This is a genomic window from Desulforhopalus vacuolatus (assembly GCF_016918505.1).
GTDB classification, from domain to species: Bacteria; Desulfobacterota; Desulfobulbia; order Desulfobulbales; family Desulfocapsaceae; genus Desulforhopalus; species Desulforhopalus vacuolatus.
This window is the reverse complement of record NZ_JAFFPZ010000054.1, coordinates 1-7,189: the sequence shown is the minus strand read 5'-3', so window position 1 is coordinate 7,189 and position 7,189 is coordinate 1. Positions and strand designations below refer to the sequence as shown.

10 protein-coding genes and 1 pseudogene are annotated in these 7,189 nt (G+C 42.3%); all 11 read left to right on the top strand.

Annotated features, from left to right (window positions below; genetic code table 11):
- Positions 1–919, top strand: a 919-nt coding sequence (locus JWG39_RS15560; RefSeq protein ID WP_205220361.1) for a helix-hairpin-helix domain-containing protein, incomplete at its 5' end; no start/stop codon positions are given.
- A gap of 166 nt (positions 920–1,085) precedes the next feature.
- On the top strand, positions 1,086–2,075 hold the full coding sequence (gvpN, locus tag JWG39_RS15555; RefSeq protein ID WP_275889029.1) for a gas vesicle protein GvpN: 990 nt from the start codon (positions 1,086–1,088) through the stop codon (positions 2,073–2,075).
- 29 nt (positions 2,076–2,104) lie between these two features.
- Positions 2,105–2,467, top strand: coding sequence for a hypothetical protein (locus JWG39_RS15550; RefSeq protein WP_205220359.1), 363 nt, complete (start codon positions 2,105–2,107; stop codon positions 2,465–2,467).
- 178 nt (positions 2,468–2,645) lie between these two features.
- Positions 2,646–2,795, top strand: a complete 150-nt coding sequence (locus JWG39_RS15545; protein ID WP_205220358.1) for a hypothetical protein — start codon at positions 2,646–2,648, stop codon at positions 2,793–2,795.
- A gap of 142 nt (positions 2,796–2,937) precedes the next feature.
- Entirely contained in the window at positions 2,938–3,705 is a 768-nt protein-coding gene (locus JWG39_RS15540) for a GvpL/GvpF family gas vesicle protein (protein WP_205220357.1), read from the top strand.
- Positions 3,706–4,072: 367 nt separating this feature from the next.
- On the top strand, positions 4,073–4,246 hold the full coding sequence (locus JWG39_RS17220; protein WP_205220356.1) for an ArsA-related P-loop ATPase: 174 nt from the start codon (positions 4,073–4,075) through the stop codon (positions 4,244–4,246).
- Entirely contained in the window at positions 4,246–4,401 is a 156-nt protein-coding gene (locus tag JWG39_RS17215) for an ArsA-related P-loop ATPase (protein ID WP_369130648.1), read from the top strand. Before JWG39_RS17220 ends, JWG39_RS17215 begins: the two co-directional genes overlap by 1 nt.
- A gap of 133 nt (positions 4,402–4,534) precedes the next feature.
- Positions 4,535–4,681 (top strand): annotated as a pseudogene (gvpJ, locus tag JWG39_RS17210) (gas vesicle protein GvpJ); the annotation flags it as partial.
- Between the two features lie 311 nt (positions 4,682–4,992).
- Positions 4,993–6,474 carry an ATP-binding protein gene (locus tag JWG39_RS15520; protein WP_205220354.1) on the top strand — a complete coding sequence of 494 codons (1,482 nt, stop codon included), beginning with the start codon at positions 4,993–4,995 and terminating at the stop codon, positions 6,472–6,474.
- Positions 6,461–6,838, top strand: coding sequence for a response regulator (locus JWG39_RS15515; protein WP_205220353.1), 378 nt, complete (start codon positions 6,461–6,463; stop codon positions 6,836–6,838). Before JWG39_RS15520 ends, JWG39_RS15515 begins: the two co-directional genes overlap by 14 nt.
- 238 nt (positions 6,839–7,076) lie before the next feature.
- On the top strand, positions 7,077–7,189 hold a 113-nt coding region (gvpJ, locus tag JWG39_RS17205), incomplete at its 3' end, for a gas vesicle protein GvpJ (protein ID WP_205220362.1).

Here is a 7,189-nt window from a genome sequence, read left to right as displayed (position 1 = left end):
CTTACGCGAAGAAACAAACGCTTCGCACCATACGCGCCATGAATTCATTACCGGATTGAAGGAAGATGTAGAAGGTATTAAGGCTGATGTAGAAGGTATTAAGGCTGATGTGGCTACCATGCAGAGCTGTTTTCGCAATGATCGCGCTGATATGGCTGAAAAACTGCATGCAGAGCTTGATGAGTTTATTTCAGACCTTAAAGCAAACGTTGGCGACATGGCCACTGAATTTTATAGTGATCGGATGGAAATGGGCAAAGAGACAAAAGCTGAGCGCGAGCAATTCATTGCTGATATTCAGATAGCAGTCTCGAACATACGAAATGAAGCGAAAGCAGAGATGTCCCGTTTTGGCAAGGATCATGCCGATATGGCCAAAAACCTCCACGCAGAGCTTGATGAATTTTCATCAAACTTGAAAACTGTGGTTGACGACATGATTGTTGGATTTTGCAGCAATCGGGCTGAAATGGCCGGGGAAACCAGGGCCACACGCCAGGAATTCGTTAACAATATCATCCAGGCTGTTGATGATCTTAAACAAAAAAATACAGCGCTTATTGCTGAATTCGCCGCTGATATCTCCGGTGCCCGCCAGGCGTGGTCTGGTGGAGAGACTCATGCTCCTTCAAGCGAAAAAAAAATAACAGTCGAACCGCTGACGAAAAAAGAACCAGTGAGTAAAGATGAAGTACCGAAAACCGAAGATAAAATCGAGCGAGATGATTTGACAGAAATTAAAGGAATTGGCTCTAGCAGAGCAGCACAACTGAACAGTGGGGGGATTTTTACCTTTGCTCAGTTGGCTGACTGTACCATTGATCTGTTGAATGAAATACTGGGATCTGAATCTGCCCGCCTTGCGCCGGTGGACAAATGGATTGAAAAGGCTAAGGATCTGATAAAAGAGTCAATGTAGTGAGTCGTTCACAGTAATTCCCGGACCAATTTGAGCTAAACCATTGTTTTTTAATATTTTTTTAGTTAAAAATATTATGAACGGGAGATATGGAATAATAAATAAAATCAGCAGGTTACACCCTTTCTGGGAATCGCTGGGTAATTCAAGAAAAGAGATAAGTAAAATGAGTGCTTCTGTATTGCAAAACCAATCTGAAAAAAAAGTACAGGTTTCCCTTTCAGGGGACAGCGTGGTGCCAAAACCAGGTACCTCTTTTGTCAATACCCCATATATCCAGGATTTGATGAATCGGGCCTTTGCTTATCTTGAGGTAGGATATCCTGTCCATTTTGCCGGTCCAGCCGGAACTGGCAAGACGACCATCGCCTTTCATGTCGCGGCTCAGTTTGATCAACCTGTTTCTCTCATTCACGGCGATGACGAATTCGGCAGTTCTGATCTCATTGGCAGAGATTCCGGTTACCGCAAATCAACGGTGGTTGACAACTATATCCATTCCGTCACGAAGACCAGGGAAAGTATGAATACGGTATGGGTGGATAATCGGCTCACAACCGCCTGTCAGAACGGATATACCCTGATATATGACGAATTTACCCGGTCAAAACCGGAAGCAAACAATCCCTTTCTCAGTGTCTTGGAGGAGAAGATATTGAATCTCCCCAAATTACGCCGAGGTGGGGATGGTTACTTAACGGTACACCCAGATTTTAAAGCTATCTTTACCTCTAATCCAGAGGAATATGCCGGTGTTCATAAAACCCAGGATGCACTGTTAGACCGCTTGATTACCATCAACCTCAGCCACTTCGACAGGGAGACAGAAATACAGGTGGCCATGGCCAAATCCGAACTGGCGCGAGTGGAAGTTGAGTTGGTGGTGGATATCGTTCGGGAGTTGCGGACCGTAGGTGTGAACAACAACAGCCCAACAATCCGGGCCAGTATTGCCATGGCAAAAATTCTTGCTAATCTCGGACGAGAAGCCAGCATTGACGATCCGATTTTCCTCAGTGTCTGTCGGGATGTTTTAAATATCAACACGACAAAAGTTACTCGTGATGGAAAACCACTAATGACCAATGTAATGGAGGATGTCATTAAAAAGGTTATTGGAAAACATCGGCCAATTGTTGTCGCATCGAAAAACTGAACCTGTCAGGATCCTAAGAGAGATATCTAATGAGTGTTAAACCCAAAAACAGCATTCGAAGCGTAAAAGATATTCGTACCCACTCAGGCAGTATTGATCAAGCAGCAATACCATATAAGGCCTATATGCGAATCAGTTGCCTTGAAATGGAGAGGGCAAGGCGCCTTAAGGAAAAGAAACAAACAATGGCACGGGTAGATCTGATTGATTCGCGTATTGAGGAAATTGAGGCTGAAAAACAGGCACTGAAAAACGAATTAGCCCAAATAGAAGAAGGCATACCGTCTTCTGATAGTCAGCCTCAGAAAAAGAAATCGAATTCTCGGCAAGTTGGAAGTGCTGCAGTCCATAGCGACGACAGTGGTACAGAAGGATTCAAAATTAGCTATTGACCCCTGGATGCAGTGTGCTGGTTGGAGATATCTGACTAACCAGTCAGTATTCGAAAAACCGGGTAGTGCTGCCTGGGTTGAGATAAAAAACACCAATTAATCAGGAAAATAGACGGAAGTTTATTTTGAATAAATTTCATAAATTTTAGCCCCCTTCCTGGTATGCCAGGGTTGGTACTTGTTGGATAAACGTGATGAAAACCCTGGCGATGCCTATGCCGATTATGAGGGGCTGGTAAAATATTACGTTTGCGAAGTACTTTTGGCAATTAAAGCTGAAGAGGAAAGTTTGAAATCAATGGGGCTGGTTAACAACCAGCCACTGTAACTGGCAATGAAACCTCGCCTCTGTGATAAAGAAAATTATACTGCCCCATTGTATTGCTGAAAAGTACTGCTGAAAAGAACGGTAAACATTTTTTCCAAGATGCTTAACCGGGTAGATTAATCCAAGACGTTTGAGGAGTAACATGGTTTCAAATACTTCCCCACCACAAAAAGGCTGTATGTACCTCTACGCGATAATTGAAGGGGCTGCTGCCCGTCAGTATGACGGGGCAGGCCTTAACGGTGAAAATGTGTACACCATTTCCAATGGAATTACTTCTGCGGTAGTGAGTGCCGCTCCAGCCAATAAGAAGATTCGACCGGAACGTCGTCACCTTGAGGCCCATAAGGAGATACTGAGGCGACTGATGGAAGAAACCACTCCATTACCTGTGGCTTTCGGTATTATTGCTGATGACCACAAGGCTGTTGAACGTATTCTTGCAAACAATCAGGAAATTCTGGTTGAACAACTTGCGCGGGTCCAAAACAAGATGGAAATGGGCTTGAGAGTCACCTTGGACGTTCCGAATATATTTGAATTTTTTATCAACACTCACTCTGATCTCAGGGCTGGCCGAGATCGATATTTCGGCTCGAACAGCGAACCCTCTCCAGAGAATAAAATTGAACTGGGCAGGATGTTTGATGCAATTCTTAATGAGGACAGAGAGACATTTACGAAACAAATTGAAGACGACATGGTGCCATATTGTTTTGAGAGTAAACGAAACAAGTATCGCAATGAACGCGAGATGGCAAATCTGGTCTTCCTCATAGGGCGAGATCAGGAGGCTGAATTTGAAAAAGGCTTATTAAAGGCTGCTGGTCAATTTGATAATAATTTTTCATTCGACTATAATGGACCATGGGCACCGCACAATTTTGTCGAAATCGACTTGACGATTTGATCATCACGTATCGACTATGTGACTGTGACGTAGTCTGATTTGAGAGGACCCCTTGAGGGGGTAGAAATTCCTTTATACTCCGCCAGAACGGGATTAAAATACAGTGTTTTGGTCGACAACATTCTACTCTCTCCGTCCCGGGGGTTGCTTTGGGTTTTTAAATAAATATCCAATGCCGTTCAACAGGATATCGATGGTGAGGCTGAGAATATTACTACTGAGTTAAGCGAACTCCATATAATGCTTGATATCGGAAATATTACAGAAGAGGAATTCGATGGTGAGGTAGGGGAAGAGGCGTGAAAATAACAGATACTACCTCGGAGCATGTATTCACCAATCACTACCAACTCTTGGAGTGATTACTATGACACCACCATGTTTTTGCAATTGCCAATTTCGATTGTTGTTCTTCGGCGGTAAAAGTGGTGTTGGTAAAACCACATGTGCTACAGTCACTGCCGTAAACCTGGCCAACAAATACCCACAAAAATCTATCCTCCTTGCCTCGAGCGATCCAACTCATTCCTTGACGAGGTAATGGTCCTCACCATGATTATGGAGTTGCATGAGGACGGAAAATACGGTGTTTTTGTCTTTGATTCAGCACCAGCAGGGCACTTTCTCAAGCTCCTCGAATTTCCTGAAATAATAGCGCAATGGCTAAAAGCATTTTTCGCTCTGTTTTTAAAATAGAAGCAGATATTTAAACTCCCTGGTTTCTCGCAACGATTAGTGCAGATATTAAAGGATCTTAAAAAAATGCGAACGCTGTTGCAAACCGGAACGCGAACAAATGTTTACGCTGTCTACATGATCATAACATTCAATTGAATCATCCAACCTGGCTGATCTGCTTGAACGTATACTTGATAAAGGGGGCATGATTGCAGGTGATATCAGGATCAGTTTGGTTGACATTGAATTATTAACCATTCAACTTCGCCTGGTTATCTGTCCAGTTGACAAGACAAGGCTGGAGAAATGGGTTGTCTCCTCTTGTTGTAGATTATGTAGAAACGAGTAAAATAAATGAAACATACAGAGAATAAACAATAGTTATTTTGTTGAAAGAGAGAAGGAAAATTCTTTTGACAAGGCTATCAATACAATTGTCGGAAAAAAGTGATGATGTTCCGGCCTTTCATTACATAGGCCTTCTACCTCCTTACAGCTTTGTACCTTTAGAATTCAGTAAGGGTGGTTTTGATCTCATTAATAATGCGAGGCTTTTTCTGATGCTCAAGGAAACATGCACTTTTAATGATGTGAAAAAGGAGTAACATCATGGATACTTATAACGAACTTGATTTCATGTTGCTGGATGTCATTCCCTCCTCAGTTTTATTTCTCGATAAGAATTTACGTATCCTTTCTGCCAATCGAAATTATCTTAAAAAAAATCGACTCAAAAGATCAGACACTGTCGGTCGAAGTCTGCCTGATGTATTCCCTCAGATCATCTTGGAACACCTGGATATTATCGAACAAATACGCCAGGTTTTCAGGAGTAATCAACCCACGAAGGGACACAGCATGACGTATCGGGCGCCCGGGGTTCCCCTGACAAATTATTATTATCGAATCTCACCATATTCTTACAATGGGATTGTTGACGGTGTGATTTTTCTCATGGACGATATTACGGAACAGGTGCGACTGAATGAGGAGTTCAATCGTGTTGAACGGCATCTGGCAAGTGTAGTTAATTATGCCAGCGACATGGTGTTATCTCTAGATACCCAGAGTCATATTTTAACCTGGAATCGATCTGCCACACAAATTATCGGTTATTCATACTCTGAGGCAATTAACAAGAATTTTCTCGACTTCTTTTCCCAGGAGTCTGTCCTGGATATCCAGAAGGTGCTTGCTGACCAGTTGGCTGGCAGGAGTTCCCACAGAATTGGTGAATGGGATATTATAACAAAACAGGGTATAACTATCAGGGCCTCCTGGGTTTGTTCGCCGATGTTTAATAATCAAAAAAATGTCATTGGAATAGTAGCGATAGGCAGAGATCTCAGTGAATACCAAAAATTGCAGCTGGATCTTGTCCGTTCTCAGAAATTTGCCGCCCTGGGTGTAATGGCAGGAGGCATTGCCCATGAGATCAGAAATCCCCTGGCTATCAGCTCGTCATCGGCCCAGTTCCTGATGGAAAGTGATCTCACGGACGAATTCCGTAAGGAATGCGCTGAAAAGATATATTCAGGTATTCAAAGGGCCTCGGGTATTATTGAGAATCTCCTGAAATATGCCCGCCCATCAATTAATGTTGATATGGAACCGATGGTTCTCTCAATTCTCCTGCAAGATACATTGTTATTGATTCGCAATCAGGCCAAAATCCAAAAAATTAACATTATTTCAGAAATCAAGGATTCGTCCATTAGGTTTAAAGGGATAAGAAATCTTATCCAGCAGGTATTCATGAATCTTTTTCTGAATGCTATAGAGGCAATGCCGAAGGGAGGAACGTTAACTATTTCCATGAAAAAAACACCAACAACCGTCTCCGTTTATATAACCGATACAGGGGTAGGTATTGCTGAAGATGAAATCGGCAAAATATTTGATCCATTTTACACGACTATGTCCACCAGAATGAGTACAGGATTGGGTCTTGCCCTCTCGTATTCCATTGTAAAACAGCACTTCGGTGTCATTGAAGTGAGAAGTGAGAAAGGCAGCGGTAGTACCTTTATTGTAAGGTTGCCCACTAAGGATGGGAGAAGCTATACCAGGAGAATACATGAAAGACGATGAAAAACGATTTCTCATTATCGATGATGAGCCTGATATGTGTTGGGCCTTGGAACAAATACTGAAACATAATGACATTGTTTCTTCGACAGCATCTAACGCTGGTGAAGCGCTTGCCCTGCTGGAAACAAATCGTTTCCGATTTCAGGTGGCTTTTGTTGATGCCAAATTGCCTGATATTGAAGGCCTTGAACTGGCAAGGTTGATCCGGAAAAATAATCCATATATAGCTATTGTGATGATCTCCGGTTTTTTTTATAAGGATGGAGACGAGGTAAAAGAAGCCTTGAAAACTGGTACGATCTCAGCCTTTATCGCCAAGCCCTTCAATAATAACGAAATTGTAAAGCTCCTCTCCTGCTGCTGAAACATGACCTGCTTTACCTAACTATGGAAAAGTTTCTATGGAATTTTTCCCATAGTTGGTTGTTCGTTTAATCAATCCAGGGCACCTGAATTGTCAAAAGTACTGATATGACATAGGTAATTAGTATTTTTGTCGTCTGGCACAGACTTTGCTACATAGTAGCATATAGGTAGTGATTAAATTTTATCATTGGATAATGGGCTACCATAAAAGTTTATTTTAACTTAAGGAGATTGTTATGGCAAAGGTACAAAAATCGACTGATTCTTCAAGTTTGGCAGAAGTTGTTGATCGGATTCTTGACAAAGGTATTGTGATTGACGCCTGGGTCAAAGTATCTCTGGTTGGAAT

Bases quoted from the DNA above. Each gene is read 5' to 3' on its own strand.
- gvpN (WP_275889029.1), top strand. From the start codon at position 1,086: ATGAGTGCTTCTGTATTGCAAAACCAATCTGAAAAAAAAGTACAGGTT.
- JWG39_RS15550 (WP_205220359.1), top strand. From the start codon at position 2,105: ATGAGTGTTAAACCCAAAAACAGCATTCGAAGCGTAAAAGATATTCGT.
- JWG39_RS15540 (WP_205220357.1), top strand. From the start codon at position 2,938: ATGGTTTCAAATACTTCCCCACCACAAAAAGGCTGTATGTACCTCTAC.
- JWG39_RS17220 (WP_205220356.1), top strand. From the start codon at position 4,073: ATGACACCACCATGTTTTTGCAATTGCCAATTTCGATTGTTGTTCTTC.
- JWG39_RS17215 (WP_369130648.1), top strand. From the start codon at position 4,246: ATGGTCCTCACCATGATTATGGAGTTGCATGAGGACGGAAAATACGGT.
- JWG39_RS15520 (WP_205220354.1), top strand. From the start codon at position 4,993: ATGGATACTTATAACGAACTTGATTTCATGTTGCTGGATGTCATTCCC.
- JWG39_RS15515 (WP_205220353.1), top strand. From the start codon at position 6,461: ATGAAAGACGATGAAAAACGATTTCTCATTATCGATGATGAGCCTGAT.